This is a genomic window from Paenibacillus sediminis, from assembly GCF_017873765.1.
In the GTDB taxonomy this organism is placed as follows: Bacteria; Bacillota; Bacilli; order Paenibacillales; family Paenibacillaceae; genus Paenibacillus_AG; species Paenibacillus_AG sediminis.
In genome coordinates this window covers 23,305-45,394 of record NZ_JAGGKP010000008.1, presented here as the reverse complement: position 1 = coordinate 45,394, position 22,090 = coordinate 23,305, and the positions used below count along the sequence as shown (strand labels likewise).

22 protein-coding genes are annotated in these 22,090 nt (G+C 44.5%); 14 read left to right on the top strand and 8 right to left on the bottom strand.

From position 1 onward, the window contains the following. Nucleotides 1–40: 40 nt before the first annotated feature. The 4 genes from J2Z20_RS13860 to J2Z20_RS13845 all read left to right on the top strand — a co-directional run bounded on the left by J2Z20_RS13860 (nucleotide 41) and on the right by J2Z20_RS13845 (nucleotide 4,209). Complete coding sequence (locus J2Z20_RS13860; RefSeq protein ID WP_209851395.1) at nucleotides 41–709, top strand: succinate dehydrogenase cytochrome b558 subunit; 669 nt, start codon at nucleotides 41–43, stop codon at nucleotides 707–709. A gap of 13 nt (nucleotides 710–722) precedes the next feature. Beyond that, entirely contained in the window at nucleotides 723–2,468 is a 1,746-nt protein-coding gene (gene sdhA / locus J2Z20_RS13855; protein ID WP_209851391.1) for a succinate dehydrogenase flavoprotein subunit, read from the top strand. A 15-nt stretch (nucleotides 2,469–2,483) separates the two neighbouring features. Further along, nucleotides 2,484–3,248, top strand: a complete 765-nt coding sequence (sdhB, locus tag J2Z20_RS13850; protein ID WP_209851388.1) for a succinate dehydrogenase iron-sulfur subunit — start codon at nucleotides 2,484–2,486, stop codon at nucleotides 3,246–3,248. Between the two features lie 130 nt (nucleotides 3,249–3,378). After that, entirely contained in the window at nucleotides 3,379–4,209 is an 831-nt protein-coding gene (locus tag J2Z20_RS13845) for an AAC(3) family N-acetyltransferase (RefSeq protein WP_209851386.1), read from the top strand. Nucleotides 4,210–4,288: 79 nt separating this feature from the next. Here J2Z20_RS13845 and J2Z20_RS13840 read toward each other — a convergent pair whose 3' ends face one another. Beyond that, a complete protein-coding gene (locus tag J2Z20_RS13840) occupies nucleotides 4,289–5,656 on the bottom strand; it encodes an aldehyde dehydrogenase (protein WP_209851384.1) in 1,368 nt (455 codons plus the stop codon). A 66-nt stretch (nucleotides 5,657–5,722) separates the two neighbouring features. Between J2Z20_RS13840 and J2Z20_RS13835 the strand changes: the two genes are divergently transcribed. Next, nucleotides 5,723–6,625, top strand: coding sequence for a metallophosphoesterase (locus J2Z20_RS13835; RefSeq protein WP_209851381.1), 903 nt, complete (start codon nucleotides 5,723–5,725; stop codon nucleotides 6,623–6,625). 153 nt (nucleotides 6,626–6,778) lie between these two features. On the opposite strand, the gene J2Z20_RS13830 is transcribed toward J2Z20_RS13835, so the two are convergent. Next, nucleotides 6,779–7,588: a histidinol-phosphatase gene (locus J2Z20_RS13830; RefSeq protein ID WP_209851378.1), complete on the bottom strand. Its 810-nt coding sequence runs from the start codon at nucleotides 7,586–7,588 to the stop codon at nucleotides 6,779–6,781. Between the two features lie 37 nt (nucleotides 7,589–7,625). Next, on the bottom strand, nucleotides 7,626–8,528 hold the full coding sequence (locus J2Z20_RS13825; protein ID WP_209851375.1) for a LysR family transcriptional regulator: 903 nt from the start codon (nucleotides 8,526–8,528) through the stop codon (nucleotides 7,626–7,628). Nucleotides 8,529–8,742: 214 nt separating this feature from the next. On the opposite strand from J2Z20_RS13825, the gene J2Z20_RS13820 reads away from it, so the two are divergent. After that, nucleotides 8,743–10,056 carry an MFS transporter gene (locus tag J2Z20_RS13820; protein WP_209851372.1) on the top strand — a complete coding sequence of 438 codons (1,314 nt, stop codon included), beginning with the start codon at nucleotides 8,743–8,745 and terminating at the stop codon, nucleotides 10,054–10,056. Nucleotides 10,057–10,096: 40 nt separating this feature from the next. Here J2Z20_RS13820 and J2Z20_RS13815 read toward each other — a convergent pair whose 3' ends face one another. Beyond that, nucleotides 10,097–11,095, bottom strand: coding sequence for a zinc dependent phospholipase C family protein (locus tag J2Z20_RS13815; protein WP_209851369.1), 999 nt, complete (start codon nucleotides 11,093–11,095; stop codon nucleotides 10,097–10,099). Nucleotides 11,096–11,272: 177 nt separating this feature from the next. Here J2Z20_RS13815 and J2Z20_RS13810 point away from each other — a divergent pair, with 177 nt between their 5' ends. The 5 genes from J2Z20_RS13810 (at nucleotide 11,273) to J2Z20_RS13790 (ending at nucleotide 15,958) form a co-directional block, all read left to right on the top strand. Next, nucleotides 11,273–11,731: a chemotaxis protein CheX gene (locus J2Z20_RS13810; protein WP_209851366.1), complete on the top strand. Its 459-nt coding sequence runs from the start codon at nucleotides 11,273–11,275 to the stop codon at nucleotides 11,729–11,731. 25 nt (nucleotides 11,732–11,756) lie between these two features. After that, the gene (locus J2Z20_RS13805; protein WP_209851363.1) at nucleotides 11,757–12,530 is read left to right on the top strand and encodes an SDR family NAD(P)-dependent oxidoreductase; all 774 of its coding nucleotides are present in this window, start codon (nucleotides 11,757–11,759) and stop codon (nucleotides 12,528–12,530) included. Nucleotides 12,531–12,658: 128 nt separating this feature from the next. Beyond that, nucleotides 12,659–13,954, top strand: a complete 1,296-nt coding sequence (locus tag J2Z20_RS13800; protein WP_209851360.1) for a DEAD/DEAH box helicase — start codon at nucleotides 12,659–12,661, stop codon at nucleotides 13,952–13,954. A gap of 20 nt (nucleotides 13,955–13,974) precedes the next feature. Further along, a complete protein-coding gene (locus J2Z20_RS13795) occupies nucleotides 13,975–14,721 on the top strand; it encodes an ABC transporter ATP-binding protein (protein WP_209851357.1) in 747 nt (248 codons plus the stop codon). A gap of 1 nt (nucleotide 14,722) precedes the next feature. Next, entirely contained in the window at nucleotides 14,723–15,958 is a 1,236-nt protein-coding gene (locus tag J2Z20_RS13790; RefSeq protein WP_209851354.1) for an ABC transporter permease, read from the top strand. Between the two features lie 38 nt (nucleotides 15,959–15,996). On the opposite strand, the gene J2Z20_RS18045 is transcribed toward J2Z20_RS13790, so the two are convergent. The 3 genes from J2Z20_RS18045 to J2Z20_RS13775 form a co-directional block, all read right to left on the bottom strand. Beyond that, complete coding sequence (locus J2Z20_RS18045; RefSeq protein ID WP_245252369.1) at nucleotides 15,997–16,245, bottom strand: hypothetical protein; 249 nt, start codon at nucleotides 16,243–16,245, stop codon at nucleotides 15,997–15,999. Between the two features lie 151 nt (nucleotides 16,246–16,396). After that, nucleotides 16,397–17,695, bottom strand: a complete 1,299-nt coding sequence (locus J2Z20_RS13780; RefSeq protein WP_209851351.1) for an aminotransferase class I/II-fold pyridoxal phosphate-dependent enzyme — start codon at nucleotides 17,693–17,695, stop codon at nucleotides 16,397–16,399. Nucleotides 17,696–17,802: 107 nt separating this feature from the next. Then, nucleotides 17,803–18,420, bottom strand: a complete 618-nt coding sequence (locus tag J2Z20_RS13775; protein WP_209851347.1) for a pyridoxamine 5'-phosphate oxidase family protein — start codon at nucleotides 18,418–18,420, stop codon at nucleotides 17,803–17,805. 151 nt (nucleotides 18,421–18,571) lie between these two features. Between J2Z20_RS13775 and pdxR the strand changes: the two genes are divergently transcribed. From pdxR to J2Z20_RS18150, 3 genes are all read left to right on the top strand, one after another. Further along, the gene (gene pdxR, locus J2Z20_RS13770) at nucleotides 18,572–20,038 is read left to right on the top strand and encodes a MocR-like pyridoxine biosynthesis transcription factor PdxR (protein ID WP_209851344.1); all 1,467 of its coding nucleotides are present in this window, start codon (nucleotides 18,572–18,574) and stop codon (nucleotides 20,036–20,038) included. Nucleotides 20,039–20,234: 196 nt separating this feature from the next. Then, nucleotides 20,235–21,020 (top strand): helix-turn-helix domain-containing protein, encoded by a 786-nt coding sequence (locus J2Z20_RS13765; RefSeq protein WP_209851340.1) that lies wholly within the window; start codon nucleotides 20,235–20,237, stop codon nucleotides 21,018–21,020. Between the two features lie 43 nt (nucleotides 21,021–21,063). Further along, a complete protein-coding gene (locus tag J2Z20_RS18150; protein ID WP_280921766.1) occupies nucleotides 21,064–21,186 on the top strand; it encodes a hypothetical protein in 123 nt (40 codons plus the stop codon). 96 nt (nucleotides 21,187–21,282) lie between these two features. On the opposite strand, the gene asd is transcribed toward J2Z20_RS18150, so the two are convergent. Next, nucleotides 21,283–22,068 carry an archaetidylserine decarboxylase gene (gene asd, locus J2Z20_RS13760; protein WP_209851337.1) on the bottom strand — a complete coding sequence of 262 codons (786 nt, stop codon included), beginning with the start codon at nucleotides 22,066–22,068 and terminating at the stop codon, nucleotides 21,283–21,285. Nucleotides 22,069–22,090: the final 22 nt, after the last annotated feature.

Below are 22,090 nucleotides of genomic sequence, written 5' to 3'. Positions count from 1 at the left end.
TTATGAAAATGCGCTATTTACGAAAGGGGAACGCTGATTTATGAAAGGGTTTTATTCCAGAAAACTGCATTCACTGCTAGGCGTCATTCCGCTCGGTGCCTTTATTGTGGAGCATGTGCTGACCAACTTTTCGGCTTATGAAGGCGGTAAAGAGAAGTTCGACAGTTATGTCACATTGCTCAACAGTATGCCGATAGTATGGTTTTTAGAAATTTTCTTCATCTTTCTGCCTCTCTTGTATCATGGGGTGTACGGTTTGTATATTGCTTACCAGGCTAAACCGAATGTCGGACGTTTTGGGTATGAACGGAATGTTAGATATCTGCTTCAACGTATTACTGGGGTCATTACATTTATATTTGTCATCTGGCACGTGTATGAAACTAGATTCCAAGTTGCTTTAGGGAATGTAACACATGAAGAGCTCGGTCAACACATGAACAGCATCGTATCGAATCCATTTGTGTTTACGCTTTATGTAATCGGTGTCATTTCTGCAGTGTTCCACTTCAGCAATGGATTGTGGTCTTTCCTAGTGAGCTGGGGGATTACGATTGGGCCTAGAGCTCAGCGGGTATCTTCCTACATTTGTATGACTCTGTTTGTAATCATCTCACTTATGTTCATCCTTTCACTTGTCGCTTTCCGCGGGGAAGAATTTCAAGCGGCAGCTTCACTCATGCAATCTGTTCAACCATTCATTGGCTAAGGAGGGTCTAAAGATGGCTAAGAAAAATATTATTATTGTCGGCGGCGGTCTTGCGGGTTTGATGGCAACCATTAAAGCTGCAGAAGCCGGCGTTCATGTAGATTTATTTTCGATTGTTCCTGTTAAACGTTCTCACTCGGTATGTGCGCAAGGCGGTATTAACGGTGCCGTGAACACGAAAGGGGAAGGCGATTCTCCTTGGGAACATTTTGACGATACAGTATACGGCGGGGATTTCCTCGCGAATCAGCCGCCTGTTAAAGCAATGGCTGAAGCGGCACCTGGCATTATTCACTTGATGGACCGGATGGGGGTTATGTTTAACCGGACTCCGGAAGGTCTTCTTGATTTCCGCCGCTTCGGAGGAACGAAGCATCACCGTACCGCTTTTGCCGGAGCGACAACAGGTCAGCAGTTATTGTACGCGCTGGATGAACAAGTTCGCCGCTGGGAATCAGAAGGACTTGTAACGAAGCGCGAGGGATGGGAATTTATCCAGGCTATTGTAGACGATGAAGGTGTATGCCGCGGTATTGTCGCTCAAGATTTGAAGTCGATGGAAGTGCATGCGTTCATTTCTGACGCAGTTATTTTGGCTTCAGGCGGTCCTGGTATTATTTTCGGTAAAACAACGAACTCCGTGATCAATACAGGTACAGCAGCAAGTGCTGTATATCAACAAGGCGTCCATTATGCTAACGGTGAATTCATTCAAATTCACCCAACAGCTATTCCAGGAGATGATAAGCTTCGTCTTATGTCTGAATCTGCCCGCGGTGAAGGCGGCCGGATCTGGACATACAAAGACGGTAAGCCTTGGTACTTCCTTGAGGAGAAATATCCTGCGTATGGGAACCTGGTTCCGCGGGACATTGCGACTCGGGAAATTTTCAATGTGTGCGTAGAGCAGAAGCTGGGTATTAACGGCGAGAACATGGTGTACCTAGATCTCTCACACAAAGATCCGAAGGAACTAGATGTTAAGCTTGGCGGTATTATTGAAATCTATGAAAAATTCGTAGGCGATGACCCTCGTAAAATTCCGATGAAAATTTTCCCTGCGGTGCACTATTCCATGGGCGGTTTGTGGGTTGACTACAATCAAATGACGAACATCCCAGGACTATTCGCGGCTGGAGAGTGTGATTACCAATACCACGGGGCGAACCGTCTGGGGGCAAACTCCTTGCTGTCTGCTATTTATGGCGGTATGGTGGCTGGTCCTAAAGCTGTGGAATACATTAAAGGACTCAAAAAATCAGCTGAGGATGTTTCTTCGACGGTATACGATCGCTATAAGAAACAAAACGAACAAAAATTCGAAAGCATTATCAAAATGGAAGGTACAGAAAACGCATATCTTCTTCACAAAGAGCTTGGCGAATGGATGACGGACAACATGACCGTTGTACGTCACAATAAGAAACTTGAAGCAACGATCGCCAAAATCAAAGAGCTGAAAGAACGTTACCATCATATCAACATGAATGATACATCTCGTTGGAACAACCAAGGCGCATCGTTCACTCGTCAATTGTGGAACATGTTCGAGCTTGCTGAGGCGATGACACTTGGAGCACTTCTGCGTAACGAAAGCCGCGGAGCTCACTATAAACCAGAATTCCCTGACCGTAACGACGAGGAATTCTTGAAAACAACCAAAGCGACATGGACGCCAGACGGTCCGCAAATTTCGTATGAAGACGTCGATGTATCTCTAATACCGCCGCGTATCCGTGACTACTCGAAAGAAAAATAAGGAGGGAGATTGAACATGGCTGAAACTGCTGCCCCTGTAAAAAAAATAAAATTAGTGGTTACTCGTCAGGACGAGCCAACCTCGAAGCCTTATACTGAGGAATTTGAAATTCCTTATCGTCCGGGAATGAATGTAATCAGTGCTCTGATGGAAATTCAGCGTAACCCAGTCAATGCAAAAGGCGATCATACAGCACCTGTCTGCTGGGAATCGAACTGTCTTGAAGAAGTGTGCGGCGCTTGCTCTATGGTCATTAACGGCAAACCTCGCCAAGCCTGCGCAGCACTCGTTGACAAGCTTGAACAGCCGATTCGAGTAGAACCAATGCGTACTTTCCCGGTTGTACGTGACCTAGTCATTGATCGCAGCCGGATGTTTAACGCTTTGAAACGCGTTAAAGCATGGATTCCAATTGATGGAACATACGATCTAGGACCTGGACCACGTATGGCTGAGCAGAAACGCCAATGGGCATATGAGCTGTCCAAATGTATGACTTGCGGTGTTTGTTTGGAAGCTTGCCCGAACGTAAATGAGAAAACAGATTTCATTGGACCAGCGGCCATTTCCCAAGTTCGTCTGTTCAATGCTCACCCGACAGGCGCGCTCAATGCCGATGAGCGTCTTGAAGCATTAATGGAAGACGGTGGTATTGAGGGTTGCGGTAACTCGCAAAACTGTGTACGCTCTTGTCCAAAAGGCATTCCGCTTACAACTTCTATTGCTGAAATGAATAAACAAACGACGAAACATATGTTCAAACGTTGGCTTACTGTTTAATTCACTTATGAGTATGAAAAAGGCAGGCTTCGAAAGAGGCTTGCCTTTTTCGTATTTCATGAATTGATATGGTATAATTTTCATATTTCTAATACGGTTTAAAAGATACATGGGGGCGGGGAAACAGCTTATGATTATTGATAAACCGATTACTGGGCAAGATCTTGTAGAGCAGTTTAGCAAGTTTGGCATCCATGAAGGAATGACTTTATTGGTACACTCTTCGCTTAAAAGTATAGGCGGATGGATTGTTGGGGGCGCAGAGACCGTCATTTTGGCTTTAGAGCAGGTACTTGGAGCTGAAGGAACACTCATTATGCCGACACAATCTTCTCAGCTCACAGATCCAGCGACATGGATGTACCCTCCCGCGGATCCGAAGTGGTGGGACCTTATCAAAGACAACATGCCTCCTTACGATCCGCAGTTTACGATAACAGTCGGGATGGGGATTATTCCCGAAACATTTCGTAAACAGAAAGGCGTCATTCGAAGCAGGCATCCTCACGTATCCTTTGCCGCATGGGGGAAAGATGCTGAGCAAATGATGGCTCATCATTCACTGGATTGCGGTTTGGGGGAACAATCGCCGCTGGCGCGTATTTACGATTCTGATGGATGGGTGCTTCTGCTAGGAGTGGGTCATGACAGCAATACATCGTTCCATCTTGCAGAATATAGAGCGCAATATGAAGGCAAGCAAGAAATCGTTGCTGGTGCTCCTGTGAAGTCTGGGGAAGGGAAAGAGTGGGTCCAGTTCAAGGATATCAATTTTAACTCGGATGATTTTGACCAGATCGGGACCGATTTTGAAAAAGATTGCAGCGGCCGATATGTGAGAGGTCACGTTGAAGGAGCTTCATGTCTTCTAGCAAAACAGCGCGATTTAGTTGATTATGCTGTGAACTGGTTAGAGAAATACCGCAGACTTGAGCAGACGAGTGCCAGTTCATCAAATTAGAAGTGAATTGACTGGGGATGGACAGAAAGCAAAAGAGCTTCAGCGAACGATTACGATCACTGAAGCCTAAGTTAACGAATTATTTTAACACTTTACGAATGATGGAAAGTCCATTTTTCGCTGATGGATAGCGGAAGCTGAAGTCGAAGGCGTTCGTCTGTTTCAGCACGCTTTTCATATGAGAAAACGTATTAAAACTGCTTTCCCCATGATAACTTCCCATTCCGCTTTCTCCTACGCCGCCGAACGGAAGATACGGGGAAGCAATATGCATGAGTGTATCATTAATACATCCCCCGCCGAACGAAATAGACTCCATAATCAGCTCCTGCACAGCGGATTCATTACTGAATAAGTATAGAGCAAGCGGCTTTGGCCGTGCGTTTACAGCTTGAATCACTTCCGAAATGTCTTCGTATTCAATAACGGGCAGAATAGGTCCGAAAATTTCCTCCTGCATGACGGCAGAATTCCATGTGATATCGTCGATGACCGTTGGTTCAATTGTGCTTCTGGATGGATCAACCTGACCGCCGATCACAATATGCCCCTCTTGTAAGAATGATATGAGCCTACTGTAATGTTTAGGGGAGACGATTTTAGCGTAGTTTGGACTCTTTACAGGTTCTGATCCGTAGAACTCATGAATCACCTTTTTCATAAGAGCAAGAAGTTCATCTTTCACGCTGCGGTGAACAAGAAGATAGTCTGGTGCAATGCACGTCTGACCCGCGTTCGTATATTTGCCGAATACAATCCGTTTAGCGGCAAGCTCTAAGGAAGCGTCCTTATGAACGATGCACGGACTTTTGCCGCCAAGCTCAAGTGTAACGGGAACGAGCCGCTTGGACGCTGCTTCCATGACGATTTTTCCTACATTCACACTTCCGGTGAAGAAAATTTTGTCCACAGGCTGATTGAGCAGCTCTTGGCTTTCTTCAACACCGCCTTCTACAACGGCTACATAGTTAGATGGATAAATATCACTGAGCAGTGAAGAAAGCAAGGATGAGACTGCCTTTGTAAGCTCTGAAGGCTTCAAGATTGCCGTGTTTCCGGCAGCAATGGCACCAATGAGCGGCGCTATGGCGAGCTGGAACGGATAGTTCCATGGAGATATGATGAGGGCGACTCCGTATGGCTCTGGAATGATTTTACCTTTCGCTCCGAAATGGATGATGGCGGTCTTCGCTCTTTGCGGCTTACTCCATTTGCGGAGATGCCTCATGACATGCTTGATTTCACTAAGCACAAATCCAACCTCGGTAGAATAGGCTTCCATTTCTGATTTGTTCAAATCTTTCCGCAAACTGTTCATAATTTCGGCTTCTCTCGATATAATCGCATCACGCAATTTGGCAAGCTGCTCCAATCGAAAGCCGATGGTTCTAGTAGCGCCGCTATGAAAATATAATTTCTGCTCTTGCACAAGCTTGGAAATAGACATACAGCCTCATCCTTTATTGTTTATTATTCATATGACTAGTATACATGAACCAAAGGAGGTTCAGGAATGACTCTAGATACAGAAAGGGGTACTCCAAGCAGGAATGAGTGGTTACAGACCCGAAATAGTCGAAAAATATCAAGGCGTCAGTTTATTAGGCGAAGTCTAGGAGCTGCGGCCCTGGCTGCAGGAGCGATTGGATTATACGGCTCATTATGGGAGACTAAGGCTCTTGAGGTCACGAGGCTCACACTTACCTTTCCGAAGCTGCCAGCGGTCTTTCACGGAATGACGATTGTACATTTCAGTGATGTGCATTTAGGATTTGCAACAGGAAGAAGGGAGCTTGAGAGAGTTGTCTTACAAATTGAGAAGGCGCGTCCTGATTTGATTTGCTTCACAGGCGATATCGTAGATCATGAAGCGAGCGAGATGATAGATTGTATGGATTTATTGTCCCGGTTACAGGCGCCATTCGGCAAGTATGCGGTGCTTGGCAATCATGATTATGATAAGAACGGTGAGGAGGTACGCATGAATCTGTCGGAGGCTGGATTCAAGGTGCTGATCAATGAAAATGACCGTATCGTTAAAGATAGCGATTCAATCTTTATCGCTGGTTTGAATGACGGCCTTCTGCGTGTTCCAAGAATGGACCTGGCAAGCGAAGGCATTCCAGAAGACGGATTTAAAATATTGCTCATGCATGAGCCAGATTTCGCGGATGAGGCTGATCTGTATTCAATTCAAGTACAGTTGTCTGGTCATAGTCATGGGGGTCAAGTCAGACTTCCATGGATCGGTGCGCTCCATACACCGCAAGGGTCTCATAAATATGATCAAGGACTATATTCCATTGGAAATAACGGTATGAAGCTATATGTAAATCGAGGAATTGGGACGACAAGACTGCCCATCAGACTGCTATGCAAACCTGAGCTTACCATCATACAATTAAATGCATATTAGAAAAATGGATTTGTTTAGTAATTTGTTACATAAATGAAATGTAGTTGTTATGTAACTCTAACAATGGGCGGGTACACTTATTACATGACCCCCTTTTTGATGATATATAAATGTAAGGACCCGATGAGATCGGGTCCTCTTTTTTTGCCAATATTAGAGGGGGACTGTTACTTTGCGTTTTTGTTTGAAGTACACCCACTCATTAAATCCGATTTCTTTCAAGCGGGTGCGTACTTCCTCCCACTCGTCTCCGACACGGCTAGGCTTATGCGCATCTGAGCCGAAAGTGACGTTTACACCGTAAAACAAAGCCCGTTCAAGAATATCATCGGATGGATACCAACCGCCGCTCAGCTTTGTTTTTCCAGAAGTGTTAATTTCAATAGCGACATCACAGTCAGCGATGACTTGAAGTGTATCATCGATGGCTTTCGCAGCAGGAATATCCGAGAAAGCAGGGTAATTGCCCTTCATAGCGTCGATGTGTCCCATAATTTGAAACATGCCGCTTTTCGCAGAATCGCGAATCATCTCGTAGTACGTTTTTTTATCAGCGATTTGCTCCTCCAGCGATAGTTTCTTCCACCGATTTTTATTGAAAATGCTTATGTCTCTAACGTGATGAACCGAACCAATAATATAGTCAAAAGGATAGGGAGCAAGCGCCTGTCTGTAAACTTCCGCATGAGCAGGAAAATAATCTGATTCAATGCCGAGAAGCACATCTATAACGCCTTCATACTCCGCTTTTAATTTAAGAACTTCTGCTACATAATTTGCAATTTCACTTTTGCCCATCGCGATATGAGGAAATGGCTGTTCTTCTTCGCTTCCAAAATAAGGTGTATGGTCGCTTATGCCAATGACTTGCAAGTTAGCCGCAATCGCTGCTTCTATATAATCCCGGATATTGCCGTCGGCGTGTCCGCAGCGAAAGTGATGTGTGTGAAGATCAAATTTCATGGTGTAAAGTCTCCTTTCGGGAACTGCTGGATTGCTATTATTCCGTACTAATAAATTGCGTTTCAGGCATTCCCTTTAAATCGCTTAGAAATTGCCGCATCGCTGAATTGACATAACGGCTCGATTTATAAATAACGCCTACAGGATGACTGACTTCAAGCTCAGTAAGCGGTATCGATTTGAGCGTCCCTAAGCGCAGCTCGTTCGTAATCGATTGTTTTGAGATGATGGCTGCTGCTAAGTTAATTTCAACCATCCGTTTCACTTCTTCACTGCTCGATAGCTCCATCACGACATGCGGCTCAATTTGATGGTCTTTACAAATTTGATCGACGAATCTTCGTCCTACCGTGTCAGGAGTAAGCAGAATGAGCGGTGTATCACGCAGTACTTCTACTGTCGCATGTTTCATACCCGCTAAAGGATGTTTAGGGGATACGACCAGTTCGAACGTATCATAATACAAAACCGATGTGTTTAAGTTAGGATTCCGTTCAATTAAATATCCAATACCTATATCGATAAGTCCGTTCTCAACTTGATTATAAATTTGGGATGATGGCATCGACTGAATTGTCGTTTTAATTAATGGAAACTGATCCTGAAAATATGAAAGCACCCGTGGTAATATTTGAATGGCTATCGAAGTAGTCGTACCGAGTACAATGTGTCCCTGCGGAATTTGTTCCAAATCAGACAGCTTCTGTTTCAATTCCTCGACAATCCCTAATATGCGTTCAGCGTGTTCTAGAAATACTTGTCCGCGGTCTGTTAAGGTGACGGGTTGGTTTCGGTCAACGAGCACCGTTTTAAATTCGTCTTCCAAACTTTTAATTTGGGCGGAAACGGCAGGTTGAGTTAAATTGAGCAGCTCTCCTGCTTTTCGAAAACTCATTGTCTTCGAGATCATCATAAGTGTTTCTAGTTGACTGATGTTCATGGAATCCCCTCCTTAAAGGTGTTACAGCAGCTCATCAATCTCCCGTTCTCTCTTTATATATATTAAAATTATAGGTTATTCCTTGAATTGGGGCAATGTTTCGTGAATATCGTAATATTATCCATTTCCTTAAGAAGGAGGAAAAAAGATACCTAAAGCGAATAGTGACAGAGATTAATAAATAAATGAACCCGAAAGCATAGGAGGAACTCTTATGAATGCGAAGCAAGCAAGGAGCTGGGTGATGTATGATTGGGCGAACTCGGCGTTCGCAACAACGATGTTAGCGGCGGTGCTTCCTGTCTATTATCAGAACGTAGCAGCGTCCAATCTGCCAGACTACTTGGCAACCAGCTATTGGGCCTTTACGCAGACAGCAGCCATGATATTAGTTGCGTTATTATCGCCATTTTTGGGTGCTATTGCAGACTCATCACAGCGAAAATCGGCATTTCTGAAAATGAGTGCGATCATTGGAGTTATTGCTTGTGCATTTATGACACTCGTAGGTTCTGGCAATTATATTGCAGCATCATTGCTGTTTATTGTCGCTTCTCTCGGGTTTTCAGGAGGAAATACATTTTACGATGCCATGCTGCCTGATATTGCTGCTCCGCACGAAAGGGACGTTCTGTCTGCAAACGGATATATGTACGGTTATATTGGCGGCGGCATCTTGCTGGCGATAAATATTGCGATGATACAACTATGGGATAAAATCGGTTTTGCAAGTGAAACCGCGGCTACGCAAGCTGTATTTTTGACGGTTGCGGTATGGTGGATGTTGTTCTCTATCCCAATCTTCCGTAATATCCCCGATCCTGCACGAAGAGAGAAGCGGAGTGTTTCCTTTTATGCGAAAGATGGATTTAGCCGTGTAGGTCAAAGTATTCGCCATCTTAAAAAATACCCCGAGCTTTTAAAGTACATGATCGCTTTTTTGTTTTTTAACGACGGGATCAGCACGATTATAAGTATGGCCACCATCTATGGAGCCGAGATTGGCATCGGAATGACGCATTTAATCGTCGCACTTCTCATCACACAATTTGTTGGCATCCCTTTTACATATCTATTTGGCAAAATCGCAAAGCGCATTGGTGCTAAAAAAGGTCTCTATCTTTCGCTTACGTTCTATGTTGTAATCGTCATTTTCGGTTATTTTATGCAAAGTGCACTGCACTTCTATATTCTTGCCTTTATGGTTGGCATCGTACAGGGCGGAAGCCAGGCGCTGGCACGCTCTATTTACAGTCAAATGGTGCCGCCTGCTAGAACGACAGAATTTTTTGGATTTCTTAGTTTATCGAGCAAGGTGTCATCTGCGGCGGGACCCGCTGTATTCGGGGTCGTAGCTGCGATTGCAGGCTCGAGTCGTCTTGCTATTTTGTCGGTCATTATGTTCTTTGTCGTCGGAATTATTCTGCTTCGGTTTGTCAATATCGAAAAAGGTGTACGTGAGGCTAAGTTTGATATTTCAGAATTTCACGGTACAGGCGGCACACCTTCAAATACTGCTTCTGTGTAGGTTTATGGCGCAAGGCATGCCGCTCATCTGTTACATCGCGTTATTGTGAGAGGGGAGGAAGTGTATGATTATATGCTAAGCCGTTTGGGATCAGAGGATCGGCGATTTTAATTGTGAGACTGCTTCCGCACGGTTTAGCTGAATCATAGGAAATGTTACCGATCGCGTTCGCCAGCTCATATTTCAGTGCGACCGATGATTCGCTAAGCGGATTCAAATCAGCTTCCGACCAATATGCTTTAGCGGCCTGTATGATGGTCTCGGCATCCTTTAAGGCATCTTCCCACATATCCCAGACAGAGGAGTCATACATGTCACCTGTTCCTGTTGGATCATACCATGGCGTACGGCTTTCATTAAGCACATCAAGCGTGACTTTTCTTTTATAAACGAGTTTGCTGATTTGACCTGCAGTCAGGATTCGTTTGATACCTGTCGGATCATGAAACAGCTTCTGGGCCTTAATCATATCTCGTGCTGCGGAATTCAAATCTTCAGATGTTAATGACTGCAATGCTTCTGGATAAAATGTTTTAGACTGCGAGTAGAGAATGCGAGTAATCTCGTCAGGCAGTGATTCGCCAAAATCAATTTCCTTCCAGACTGGAGTCTTCCACGTTGCGAGCCCCCTTTTTCTTCTTAATATAAGAGTATCCATCATCACTTCAAAACGCTGATGATCCCATTTGCGAAACCCCGAGCGGTAATAAATATAAGGATGTACGTTACGATCGAGTACGTGGTGAAGGGCAAAGCCTAGTACATAGATTTGAACCTTGCTGCCGCTGGGATGTTTGGCCGCCTCTTCCATAAGACCCATTAGAAAAGGACCACATTCATCGCGGTGCATCACATTGCCAAGATCCTCAAGCTTGGGCCCTTTAAGCCAAGGTAAGAAACGATGATAGAATAAAAAGTCAGGACCTTGGCAGCCAAAAGAGAACAGCCGTCTGTTTTCCGATTTTTGGATCCACTCTGACAATCCTTGTTTCTCCATTACTTCTTGCCCAAAAAGCAAATGAGCCCATATATTTGGCACATTTAACCCACCTTTCGACATATCCGTATTAGTAACCGCGAATCATGTCTATTGTACCGAATTTTGGAACTTTTTGATGAAATTTTTTCAATATTAAGGTATAATATAGCATGATTCAAAATGGGACTAAAGAAATAATTACATAACAACCATTGTCAAAGGGGCGGAAGACAGCACATGAGAGCAGAAGTAATCAATCCATTTATAGAATCTGCAAAGACGGTTATCCAACAAGTCATTCAAATTACACCATCGACGGGCAGTTTAGGAGTCCGTGAAATCAAATTGATTGAAGACTATATTTGGATTCAGATCGGCATGACAGGACAGTTCAGCGGGAACGTAGTCTTTGGCCTTGATGAACAAGTTGCTTTGCGTATGGTTTCCATCATGATGGGTGGATTTACAATTACGGAAATGGATGAGATGGGACAGAGTGCCATTTCAGAATTAGGAAATATGATTAGCGGAAATGCAAGTACGCTGCTTTCTAACCAAGGGGTTGTTGTTGATATTACACCTCCAAAAGTAGTAAAATCACAAAATGACGCTTCATTTGTATCGCAAAAGGCTCTTTGTATTCCACTTCTGATGGATGGTATTGGAGAGTTTGATATTCAAGTGATGGTCTCCTAAATTCTTTTGGAGAAAGGCAGAACGTATGCTTAATAATAAAGTTGTCGTCATTACTGGTGCTTCTAGCGGGATTGGCGCGATTACGGCACAGATGCTTTCTGAACGGGGTGCTATTCCTGTACTGGCCGCCAGAAGTATGGATAAGCTGCAGAAGGTAGGAGAACGGTTAACGAATCCTCATTTGCTCATTCAGATGGATGTCACCGATCAGCAGCAAGTAGACAGTGGTTTTAAGCGCATATATGATACATATGGACGTGTTGATATTTTACTTAATAATGCTGGATACGGCGTATTTGAATACGCGGATCGCATGGATACCAGGGAATTTGCAGCGATGATGGATGTCAATTATATGGGGATTGTACGCTGTACAAAAGCTGTGCTGCCGAAGATGCTTGAAGCAAGAAGCGGGCATATTGTTAACGTCGCTTCAGCAGCTGGCAAAATTGCTACTTCTAAATCATCGGCATATTCAGCTACGAAGCATGCGGTTCTTGGCTTCAGTAATGCACTAAGACAAGAGCTAAGGGGCACTGGAGTTAAGGTATCGACAATCAATCCTGGACCTATTGATACTCCATTTTTTGAAGTGGCCGATCCTTCAGGACAATACGTCAGCAATGTGAAATGGTTCATGATGAAGCCTGAGAAAGTGGCTAAGACGATAGTGTCTGTAATGGAGAAGCAAAAGGAAGAAGTCGACTTGCCAAGGCTCGCGGGTATAGGACTGAAGTTGTATCAGTTATTTCCTCGCTTAGCGGATCGACTTACGTACAATATGTTGAATAAGAAATGATCGAACAGTCTTTCTCGGTGATGAAGGACTGTTTTTGTATGCTTGGGAGATTAACCTCTTTATTTGTTGCGAGAGAGGCTTTCGCATATAATGAATAAAGAATGAATGAATATAAAGGATGGAATTAGATGAACGTAACGTCATTTGAAGGACTCGGCATTGCGCAGGATTTATCGGCTAAGCTGCTTGAGTACGGAATTAAAACCCCTACTCCTGTGCAAGTGGAGAGTATTCCAGCAGTACTTGAAGGAAGAGATCTGCTGGCGCAATCGCAGACAGGGACGGGCAAGACAATCGCTTATTTGCTGCCAATATTGCAAAAAATAGATCCCAATTTAAAACAAACACAAGCGCTTATTCTTGCGCCTACGCAAGAACTTGCCATGCAAATTGCACGTGAAGGCGAGAAGTACGGAAGTGATCGTCAAATCAAAGTGCTCGGTCTTATTGGCGGCGCTTCTATTAAGAGACAACTGGAGAAGCTGAAGCAGCATCCGCAGCTTATCGTCGGAACTCCGGGCCGAATTCAGGAGTTTATCGCTATTCGCAAGCTGAAAATGCCTAATATCAAAACAATTGTCATTGATGAGGTTGACCAAGTATTTGAACTAGGCGGTTCTAAGGATGTAGAGAGCATACTGCGAAGCAGTTTGCGCGATCGCCAGCTCGTTTTCTTATCAGCAACCATCAATCCGGAAATTCGTAAATTAGCAGAGCAAGAAATGAAAAATCCGGTTGAAGTCGGGATTGAACCTGAACAGCGCATATCCAGCACGATAGAACATTTCTATTTTATCTCAGAAGAGCGCGACAAAATGGATATGCTGCGCCGTATTATTCGTACGTATGGTTCCAGTAAAGCGATTGTATTTGTGAATAATACGAACGATATCGCTGAAGTGGAAGCAAAGATGAATTATGTCGGTCTTGATGCGAAGGCAATCTATGCCGACGCTGATAAAATTACGCGAAGCCTCGTTCTGCGCCAGTTCCGTGAAGGCAAAATAAGACTGCTTGTTGCTAGTGACGTAGCTGCTCGCGGGTTAGATATTGAAGGACTGGATTTTGTGATTAACTTCGACCCGCCTATTGACGCTGAACATTATGTACACAGAGCGGGTAGAACAGGCAGAATGGGCCGTAAAGGAACAGCGATTACGCTTATTACCCCACGTCAGCAATTTATTATGAAAAAATTCGGCAAAGAACTTGGCGTTTCATTTGAGGAACGTAAGCTGTATGGCGGTAAAGTTATAGCTGCTGACAGCTCCAAAGATCGAGCTTCTAGAGCAGTTGCTTCAGCTTCCAAGGTACGTAAACCAGCAGCACAAAAGCCTGCAGCAGACCGTAAAAATGACAGACACAGGGATCGGAAAAATAAAGGAGCGCCGAAGTGGCTTAAGAACAAACCGCCAAAAGCGTAACCACAAAAGAGGTGACACGGATGAGTCAAATCCCCGTACTTGAAGTTAACCGCTTAAGCGGCGGATACAGTACGAAACGACCCGTACTGCACGATATTAACTTTCATGTAGAACCGGGTGAAATGGTCGGACTGATCGGACTAAATGGTGCTGGTAAAAGTACAACGATGAAGCATATTTTAGGGCTTATGTCTCCGCAGCAAGGTGAAATTCGAGTCCAAGGTCAATCGAGGAACGAAGCGTCTCAGTCTTATCATTCATCAATAGCTTTTGTTCCGGAGTCACCTCTTCTTTATGAGGAATTGACGGTCCGCGAACATCTAGAGTTTACGGCGAGATCGTATGGTGTAGATCGTGAACAGTTTGAGAAGAGATCTGAGCGGCTGCTCAAGTTATTTCATATGACGGATAAAGTAAACAGTCTGTCCATGCATCTGTCCAAAGGGATGCGTCAAAAGGTAATGATCATGTGTGCCTTCATAGCTAAGCCGCCGCTGTATATCATAGACGAACCTTTTTTGGGACTCGATCCGCTTGGGATCCGTTCGCTGCTTGATTTCATGATGGAGATGAAGTCAGAAGGTTCTTCAATTTTGCTCAGTTCACATATATTGTCGACGATCGAGAATTACTGTGACCGTTTTATTGTACTGCATCAAGGCGTAATTATTGCACAAGGAACACTTGCGGAAATTCAGGCTCAGGTAGGCCGTCCTGATGCTACACTGGAACAATTATTTTATATTCTAGTGCAGGGCGGGGAATGAGATGGATTTAATTAATTTGCGAAAGCGGCGGCGAGCTGCCTTTTGGGGAGATGTGGTTCCGTATTTGGGATATGTGATCCAAAGCGGGGTTGCTGTCGTATTTTTATTTTTGCTAATCGCTTTTTCCGCGTGGTATACGTCTTTCGTACGGCACATCCCGGATCATTTACCCACTAACCTAATTATGCTTATTGTATTAACTCCGTTATCTATATACGGCAGTTTTCGCACCTATTTGCAAGCTGCTGATGTGATTTTTCTGCTTCCTCAAGAATCGCGGATGACCAGCTATTTTGCCGGCAGTTTTCGAAGCGGAGTCATTTATAAATTTGCGGGACTCTCTATTCTTTTTCTCACTTTGTGGCCGCTGTACGTTCGAAGTTGCGATGATCCGAGACCGTTCTTGTTATTCTGGTTGCTGCTGCTCGCAGTAAAGATTGTAAGTAATTACGGTGCGTGGCAGGAGCTGAAAATGGTGTTTCGGCGAGATGCGCGGCTATTTCGACTTCTTAGATGGGGAGTCATTATTCTCATATTAGCCACATGGCTTTGGCAGCCCATTAGCAGAGCGCTGATATTTGCTTCGCTCTTGATGATCACTTATATGTTGTCCTTGCGCATTCCTGACAAATATGTTGTTGGATGGGACACATTGATTGCTGCAGAGAAAGCTCAGGTTGGACGAGTTATGCTTATGTTAAGCTGGTTCGTCGATGTTCCTGCGCAGGCCCAGCGTGTCTATCCGCGTCGTTTACTCGGTTTTGCGGGTAATCGGCTGCCTTGGAAGCAATCGTCCGCATTTCCTTATTTGATGACGAAAACTTTAGTACGCAGTGACATTCTAGGCATTCTAATCCGTTTAACCATTTTGGGCGCACTTATTATTTGGTGGATGCAAGGAACTTGGCTGGGAACGGCTGTTTACCTGTTCTTTGTGTTCGTTCTAGGTATACAGGTTTCTGCTCTTCGGAGGTATCATGCAGAGTCGCTGTGGGTTTCTTTATATCCGCTGCCTCCAGGATCACAGCGGCAAGCTGTTCTAAACATCGTATTCAAAATTCAGCTAGTACTGTCTTGCCTCCTCTGGCTTCCATTTGCTGCAGCCTTAATGGGAGAGAACCCAATGAGCCAAGTACCTCTTGTGATTGGGACAGGAATTGCAGGCATATTAGTCACCGCATTATATAACCGATCTTTAGCTCGAAAATGGCTTAAAGAGGATGAAGAACAATATTAATTTAAAATGAGGCCGAGAGCTCCCCGGCCTCATTTGTATTAATAAAAATGCATAGACCGGGTAATGATGACCAGCAGGATAAAGAGGACAAGAATTGCGCCTGCATTCATTCCGAAACCATATCCATGTCCATATCCATGCCCGTGAACATGCCCATGTAAAGGTACATTCACATGAACAGGAACATGCCCGTGTACATGTCCATGTAAAGGTACGTTTACATTTACAGGCATATGTCCGTATGCAGGAGCAATTCCGTAAGGACTGACGTTAATATTTTCCCCCATGCTCATTCCCCTTTCTCTGTGTATTTGTGTGTACGTACAACGTATTGTATGTACAACAACACAGGTATGCTTGGGCATAAGTATAAATAGAGGGAAAAATAACCCCCAGAGAAATGACCGGGGGTTATCCTAATGAAATATTTATGAGAAGTTAACCTTGCTGAATATCCAGTACACCTTGGTAAATGAGATCGTACAGCTCCTCCAAGTATTCCTCCTCGATACAAGAGAAGGCGACGCGAAGATCGTGTTCACCCAGTGCAATCGTACCTACACCATATTTATGAATAAGGTGCTGACGAAGCGTTTCAGCATCAACGGTTTTCAGCTTCAGACACATGAAATATCCTGAATTAAACGGGTAGTATTCCCATACATCGCCGTATTTGCCACTGTCGAGAAGTGATTTTACTTTATTCGCGCGGCCTTTCATGATCGCGAATTTCTCTTCCTTCTGACTTTCAAATTCAGGGGATTGCAGCGCACGAAGCACAAACGTTTGTGAAGGATGGGCTCCGCTCGAAATGGTAGCGCGGATAATGCCGAGCGTCTTTTGCTCTAGAGCATTCATGACTTCATCTTGTTCTGCTGCAAACGTAATGAATCCGACTCTAAATCCCCATACGTACTCTTCCTTGGTCGCTCCGTCTACTTTAATAGGCAGAATACGAGGATGGAGACCAACAAGTTTGCCGAACAATGATTCACGAAGAGAATCGTCAAAGAACAGACCGAAATAGGCATCATCCGTTACAACAACGACATTGATTCCTGCTTCTGCTGCTTCCTCAATGGCTGCGACAATTTCTTGACCTTCCTGAACGCCAGGTGTATACCCGGTCGGATTGTTCGGGAAGTTCAGGATGACGACAGCTTTACCCTTATGACGCTGTGCAAGAAGCGCTTCGCGGAGTCCTCTGCTGTTAAACTTCATGTCCTCAGTGAATAATGGGTAATTTACAATTTCCGCATGACGGCGAATACCGAAAGTAAGTTCATAATTCTCCCAGTTTTTGTCCGGGTATATAACAACATCTCCTTCATCGACAAACAGATCAGCGACAATGCTTAGTCCATGAGTGAGTGCATTGGTTACAATGGGGTTACTGAATTTTTTATTTTCTAACGAAGGGTTCTCCTTAACCATTTTGCTGCGCCATGCTTTACGAAGTTCCGGTTTTCCTGCAGGAGGAGCATATGGGTATAGGTCTTGGGGTTTGAATGCGGACAACGATTGCTGTATAACTTCTAAATGCATCGGAGCACCGTCTTCAGTAGCGATACCGATCGTCGCATTGAATTTTTTCGCATGAGCAGAAGCTTCGGCCGATTGGCTCAGAATTCCCTCTTTAGGGAAATAAATTTCTTTTCCAAGTGTAGAGAGCATGTCGTACACATGTGCATTGCCAGTTTTGATACTTTCATTTAACTGTCCCGCCAGTGGGTTCATCGTTTTAATTCATCCTTCCAAGTCTATATTGGTGTAAAGTGGCACCGTAATTTCTGTTGCCTAACATTATACCACCATGATATAGAACCGTCACGGAAAAAGACATTTTACTCAGCGTGAAATGGACAATATTTTTGCATATGCTGAACCGTTTCTTCATCCCGTGTATGGTTTCGTTTTGTAAGTCCGTCTACAACCTGGTTAAACGGTCCTTCCTTCAAATTTTGTCCAAATTTAAACTTGGCTGTCATTTCCTCCGGCACAATTTTAATCATTGCAACGCCTTGCAGTCTTGGGATGTAACGTGGATCGTCTGGCGTAATTGGATCGTATCCGCCCTCAGGTTGAAGCTTCTGCATAAATGCGGTAAAGGCTTCCGACTTCTCGTGCAAATCTTCGATCAATTCGGCAGTTCCTTTAACCATCACACTTTTAAAAAAAGCAGTCGCTGGACAAGCCATTTCCGGGTCGCTGAAATAAGATGGAATCAGTGCATACTCCTTAGCGACTGTGAAGCTGACTTTAGACTCGTGCTGCAAATGCTTCATTTTCTCTCCAACCTTGCTTCCGTGAAAGTAAAATACTTCGTTCGCGTATGCGAAATTCAGCGGAGTAACTCTAGGCCATCCATCAGCTCCTACTGTTCCTAAATAGCCAAAGCTCATTTCATTTAAAAACTGTTCAATCTCTTCGTCTTGCCACATATCAAATTCTTTTCTACGCATTTTGATAGCGCCCTCCCTAGCATATACCGATATTCGGTCCTTCAAGGTTACTCCAAGTGTATTTCATCAATTGACATTAAAAAAGAACCAATTTACATTTATTTTCATATACCAATTTTGTTGGTTATAAGTGTAGAAAGGGGTGGCAGCTTTGTCGCTCGACTTCACATTGCCATTTCAAACTTGTCTCGAAACATATCATTATAAATATTTAGCTTTGTACCATGCATTCAGAATAGCCATTTATGACGGAACTTTACGGGCAGGTACGAAGCTTCCTTCTTCAAGAGAACTCGCCAAACTGTACGGATTATCACGGGGCAGCGTAGGTCAGACGTATGAAATGTTAATGGCCGATGGATACGTTCGGAGTGAAGTAGGCAGAGGTACTTTTGTAACAGAGAATGCGTCTTCCGCTTCTCCTAACAAGACAGCAGCAGAGCTGACTTTATCGGCTTGGGGAGAACGAATGATGAAACCGGATTCGAATGTCATCATTGCCGATGACTGGCTGCAGGAAAGTACGAAGATCAGCTTTATTGCCAGCGGTGCATCTATGGATCATTTCCCGTACTTAGAGTGGAAAAGTGCTTTGTCGTATGCCGCTAAAGAGATTCATTTAGAAGGTCAACAGGGTCACAATCCAGCAGGAGACTACAAGCTGCGTGAAACAATTGCCAGCCATTTGCGGCGCAGCCGCGGTATTAATGCGGAGGCAGATCAAGTCGTATTATTCAGCGGGTCCATGCAGGCGATTGCGCTGCTGTGCCAGTTGCTTCTTGGTGCGGGAGACCAAGCGGTGGTAGAAGAACCAGGATACCACGGAATACGCAGAGCTATTTATGCCTTTGGTGCAAAGGCTATCCCTGCACAAGTGAATGAACAAGGGATAATGCCTGCCGATTGGGAAGCGAAGGTGTTATTCGTAACAACGAGCAGACAGTTCCCAACCGGAGCAGTGCTGTCATTGCAGCGAAGAAGAGAGCTGTTAGCGTGGGCTAGACGCAAAAATGCTGTCATTATCGAAGACGATTACGACAGTGAATTTCGCTGGGGAGGAAGACCCATCGAGCCACTTAAGGCACTTGATGAGGAGGACCGAGTCATTTATATCGGCACCTTCTCGAAGACGATGTTTACGGATCTCAGAATAGGATACGCTGTTCTCCCTCGAAGCCTCATTCGTCCAGTCTACCTGGCAAAAGGATTGTACGATCCGCTGCCGCCAGCCCTTCTCGAACAACGGGCACTGGCGCGTTTTATGAGCCGCGGCGAATATGAACGTCACCTCCGCCGAATGCGCCGAGTCTACGGAGCTAGACATGATCTGTTCTGTACCTTAATGAAAAAGTATGCGTCTGATTTATTTACCTTGCTCCCCGCAGACGCCGGCCTGCACGTATACACCAAGTGGCGTCGTTCTGCAGAGGAGTACGCTGCCTTCCGTGCAGCAGCAAAGCAGCGTGGCCTTGTATGGAGAGATGCATCCCTATACCACACAAAGCCAGCCCCGCCTGCTGCCTGCTTCAACTTCGCTCATCTGAGCGAAGATCAAATCAAAGAAGGTGTTCACCTCCTAAGACAAGCATGGCAAGACGTGCAAGACCTGGCCAATTAAGTGTATACTATAAAACATATACTTGATTGAAGTGGAAGTAGATATACTCGCGCAGACGTAAAGCGTGTTTCTTCCGCCTGCGAAGCACAGGAAGAAACGAAAACGACTTAATATATCCTAAAATAAACATAGAACGCAAGGATTTAGGGGTCATATTTCCCTTGAATTAAGGGAGGAAACAAGGAGGGATTCAACCATGTTACATGCATCGCCAGCCTCTTTTGTGCTGAAACCTGCTTTGGCAAAAATCGTGTGTGAGCCAGGGTGGAAATGGCAGAAACGGGAGAAACCGATGCAAAATTACGATTTGTTTTATGTATGGAGCGGCGAAGGTACAGTAGTGCTTAATGACAAGCCTTATGAAGTCAGCAAAGGAAGCTGTTTCTTATTTAAGCCGGGAGACTATACGAGTGCCACTCATAATCCGCAGAAGCCGCTTGTACTTACGTATATTCATTTTGATGTAGACGAACCGGTAACTGAGGTCCCGGTTTCTTACCGCAAACTAAGAGAAACGGTAGATTTTGAGCATATGCTGTCCCGTTATGTGAGACTGTTTCTTGTCAAAACATATGCGGCTGAAGAGGAAGCGAAGCTGATCTTAAAGCAGCTCATGATTTATTTGCTGCGTGAAGATCAGGAGGAACCGGTTGAGAAGAAAGTGAGCAATCACCTTGTTGAAGTCATTAATGAAATTGCGAATTATGTTCAGCAGCATCCTGGGCTGCCGCATCGGGTTGAAGATTTAGCAGCTCGCGCAGGGCTGTCGCCGCGATATTTTTCTATTAAATTTAAAGAGTTAATCGGTTCCTCGGTTCAGTCCTACATTATTAAAGCAAGAATAGATCGAGCTCAGCACCTTCTCGTGCATGCGGGTATGAATGTAACGGAAGTGGCGGATGCGCTCGGTTATCGCGATATTTTCTTTTTTAGCAGACAGTTCAAGCAGTACACAGGAAGAAGTCCTTCTGAGCTTCGTTAAACTTCAAGCTTCGGCGCATGAAGGCGAGAGAGGAGGTGAGTTCATGATTAGAAGACGGCGAATTAGAAGCCGAGAAAGCTCTGTTTCGGGATGTAACATCTTTCGGATTCGAAATCGTTTGCGCCGAATGAAAGCTGCGGCTGTGCTGAAGGATGATTGGTTCTAATATCGGTTCATACTTATACTTGTTATATAATTCATAAAATAAATGAAAGCAGCGTCTTAGTATCGTCTAAGCGCTGCTTTTTGGGTATAAAATGATCTATTTATGAAACGTTCCTAAGAGCTCACCCATTTTCACGGCCTTGCCGACTGCTAAATCTGCGCGCGGGGTAAACGTTCCGTTCTCCGTTAACAAGACGACCGTCGATCCAAATTCAAAATAAGCTAATTCATCGCCGCGTTTCCATTCCTTCGCATCATCATCAGAGTAATGAATACTGCTCACATTCATCGCTCCAACTTTAACGACAGCAACCTCTCCAAGCTCATGTGAAATGTACGTAATAAGCCGTTCGTTTCGGCTTAATACCGATTTCATATGTGTCAACCCAAAGTCATTGACCGGGTACACTTTGCCGCGAATATGGTCACTCTCTATTTTGCGGCCCGTCACGGGTGCATGAATACGGTGATAGTCCGTTGGGCTTAAATAAAGTACGAATACAAACCCGTTCTTATACTTCTCTATATGAGGGGAATGATTAAGCAGCTCATCAAGCGTGTAATCCTGACCCTTTACATTAAGAATGAGTCCAGAATGGATGTTGTCCATCGCAGTAATGACCGAGTCAACAGGACTTACGAGTCCATTTGGCGTTTCATCGATGATACGCATGCCTGCTTTTAAGCGACGAGAAAAAAATTCATTCAATGTCTTATATTCATGAATCTGCTTTTCAGCTTCTTCTAGAATAATGTTATAACTCCTTGCGAATGCAGGAATGATATAGCGGCTTATATTGGAATGTGAGAATCGTCCCATTAACTGAGATATCCATTTCCGTGAAGAAAGTTCGGTCATGAGCCGCATCATTCTTTTTGCCATGTCATACGCCCCTTTAGATGTC

Excerpts from the sequence above, each read along its gene's own strand:
- asd (WP_209851337.1), bottom strand. The coding sequence starts at position 22,068 with ATGGCAAAAAGAATGATGCGGCTCATGACCGAACTTTCTTCACGGAAA.
- J2Z20_RS13810 (WP_209851366.1), top strand. The coding sequence starts at position 11,273 with ATGAGAGCAGAAGTAATCAATCCATTTATAGAATCTGCAAAGACGGTT.
- J2Z20_RS13835 (WP_209851381.1), top strand. The coding sequence starts at position 5,723 with ATGACTCTAGATACAGAAAGGGGTACTCCAAGCAGGAATGAGTGGTTA.
- J2Z20_RS13845 (WP_209851386.1), top strand. The coding sequence starts at position 3,379 with ATGATTATTGATAAACCGATTACTGGGCAAGATCTTGTAGAGCAGTTT.
- sdhA (WP_209851391.1), top strand. The coding sequence starts at position 723 with ATGGCTAAGAAAAATATTATTATTGTCGGCGGCGGTCTTGCGGGTTTG.
- J2Z20_RS13805 (WP_209851363.1), top strand. The coding sequence starts at position 11,757 with ATGCTTAATAATAAAGTTGTCGTCATTACTGGTGCTTCTAGCGGGATT.
- J2Z20_RS13800 (WP_209851360.1), top strand. The coding sequence starts at position 12,659 with ATGAACGTAACGTCATTTGAAGGACTCGGCATTGCGCAGGATTTATCG.
- J2Z20_RS18150 (WP_280921766.1), top strand. The coding sequence starts at position 21,064 with ATGATTAGAAGACGGCGAATTAGAAGCCGAGAAAGCTCTGTTTCGGGA.
- J2Z20_RS13780 (WP_209851351.1), bottom strand. The coding sequence starts at position 17,695 with ATGAACCCACTGGCGGGACAGTTAAATGAAAGTATCAAAACTGGCAAT.
- J2Z20_RS13775 (WP_209851347.1), bottom strand. The coding sequence starts at position 18,420 with ATGCGTAGAAAAGAATTTGATATGTGGCAAGACGAAGAGATTGAACAG.
- J2Z20_RS13765 (WP_209851340.1), top strand. The coding sequence starts at position 20,235 with ATGTTACATGCATCGCCAGCCTCTTTTGTGCTGAAACCTGCTTTGGCA.
- J2Z20_RS13825 (WP_209851375.1), bottom strand. The coding sequence starts at position 8,528 with ATGAACATCAGTCAACTAGAAACACTTATGATGATCTCGAAGACAATG.
- J2Z20_RS13795 (WP_209851357.1), top strand. The coding sequence starts at position 13,975 with ATGAGTCAAATCCCCGTACTTGAAGTTAACCGCTTAAGCGGCGGATAC.
- J2Z20_RS13820 (WP_209851372.1), top strand. The coding sequence starts at position 8,743 with ATGAATGCGAAGCAAGCAAGGAGCTGGGTGATGTATGATTGGGCGAAC.
- J2Z20_RS13860 (WP_209851395.1), top strand. The coding sequence starts at position 41 with ATGAAAGGGTTTTATTCCAGAAAACTGCATTCACTGCTAGGCGTCATT.
- sdhB (WP_209851388.1), top strand. The coding sequence starts at position 2,484 with ATGGCTGAAACTGCTGCCCCTGTAAAAAAAATAAAATTAGTGGTTACT.
- J2Z20_RS18045 (WP_245252369.1), bottom strand. The coding sequence starts at position 16,245 with ATGGGGGAAAATATTAACGTCAGTCCTTACGGAATTGCTCCTGCATAC.
- J2Z20_RS13790 (WP_209851354.1), top strand. The coding sequence starts at position 14,723 with ATGGATTTAATTAATTTGCGAAAGCGGCGGCGAGCTGCCTTTTGGGGA.
- J2Z20_RS13830 (WP_209851378.1), bottom strand. The coding sequence starts at position 7,588 with ATGAAATTTGATCTTCACACACATCACTTTCGCTGCGGACACGCCGAC.
- J2Z20_RS13840 (WP_209851384.1), bottom strand. The coding sequence starts at position 5,656 with ATGTCTATTTCCAAGCTTGTGCAAGAGCAGAAATTATATTTTCATAGC.